Origin of the sequence: Acidovorax sp. HMWF018 (genome assembly GCF_003061035.1) — a bacterium.
Taxonomy (GTDB): domain Bacteria; phylum Pseudomonadota; class Gammaproteobacteria; order Burkholderiales; family Burkholderiaceae_C; genus Acidovorax; species Acidovorax delafieldii.
On the sequence record NZ_QAIM01000324.1, the window covers coordinates 1 to 1,510 of the forward strand.

Sequence of the window (1,510 nt, forward strand, 5' to 3'; positions counted from 1 at the left end):
TATTTCTGCGGCTTCGTCTGCTGATAGCAGTCTGCTCACTTTTCCGATACGCCAGCCATCGGACCATGCGTACCGGCCCTCGTAGATGGGCGTGCTGCAACCCGCGACGTTCAAGAGCGCCAGGATGGCGACAGACCAGCTCATTGCCCTCTTCGTCATGACAGTTCCTTCGGAGTACCTTGTCGTGGTGGTGTGAAACCAGGTGGCCTCCTGCACGATAACCTATTACCCCTTTCCTCGCAGGCATTGCGTGTGGCTATCAAAAGCGTAATCGGAAGGTCACTGTCAGGTAGGGGTGGAATTTCTAGACTTCTCTCCGTGGTGCAGAAATCGCCACCTGGATGAACCATATCGGGCATCCGGCGCCACAGGAGACCATCATGAAAGTTCGTACCGCAATCCTCGTCGCCAGCCTTGCTGCATCCGCTACAGCGTCGTTTGCGACATCCGTTTATCACGCAAGCCCTAGCCAGGAAGAAGGCGTCAGCCTGGCCGCCGACCATTTGGGCAATGCGGTGAGCCGCCAAGCGGTCGAAAGCACCGTGCTGGCCGCTCAGAAGGACGGTTCGCTGTACTGGATCAGCCGTGACTACCCTGCCACTTATCCACTCGTTCCGGGCCCCAAACTGACCAAGACCCGCCAGCAAGTCCTCGATGAGTTGCAGTCAGCCAAGCGCAACCCCGTCGGTCGTGACGGTGTACGGGATATGGGCGGCGAAGCTGGCTGGGTCGATGCCCGCCAACTGCCCTGAACCCTCTCAACGATCACCGGCAACCGCGTGCCCTCCCAAACCGGCCTGCGGTTGCACCTGAACCATTGCCATCTACCCAAAAAGGAAACACCATCATGAAACTGAAGTCCACCCTCATCGTCCTTTCCCTCATCGCAGCCCCCGCTTTTGCGTCGGACCAAGCGGTCAGCAAGACGCGCGAACAAGTGCTGGCTGAATTGGCGCAGGCTCAGCAAAACGGCGAGATGCTTGCTGCAGGCGACTCGGGGATGACTCTCAAGCAAATCAACCCCGGAGCCTATCGCTCGACTACTTCGACTCAGGCTAGCAAATCCCGCGAGCAAGTGCGGGAAGAATTGGAGCAGGCTATCCGTACGGGTGACATCATGGTGGCCGGTGAATTCGGAGTCAAACGCAATGAGTTGATGTCTGGTCGCTATCCGATCGTGGCAGGCAAGTCGTTGAAGACGCGGGAACAAGTCAAGAGTGAGTTGGCACGCGCCATCCGCGAAGGAGAAATCATCGCTGTGGGCGAAGACGGCCGCAAGCTCAATGAAATCTATCCTGACCGCTACCACGCAGCGCACCATGCAGCTGTGGCCGCCACCTCGGACGAATCCACCAAGGCCCCTCGGTTCTAAACAGGTTCTCCGGGCGGTCGGCTGCTGATCTGGAGGGGTCTTTCGAAACAGGCCCATCTCCAGTTGGCTCGCCATGCACGTCTGCGGTGCCAGCAGCAAGTGCGTGCGACATCTGCTTTTGCATTGCTCCGACCTCCG

2 protein-coding genes are annotated in these 1,510 nt (G+C 58.6%); both read left to right on the forward strand.

Translation table 11 applies throughout. The features are described from left to right. Window positions 1-380: 380 nt before the first annotated feature. Complete coding sequence (locus tag DBR23_RS12270) at window positions 381-752, forward strand: hypothetical protein (protein WP_015012925.1); 372 nt, start codon at window positions 381-383, stop codon at window positions 750-752. Between the two features lie 95 nt (window positions 753-847). Further along, a complete protein-coding gene (locus DBR23_RS12275) occupies window positions 848-1,372 on the forward strand; it encodes a DUF4148 domain-containing protein (protein ID WP_100409584.1) in 525 nt (174 codons plus the stop codon). Window positions 1,373-1,510: the final 138 nt, after the last annotated feature.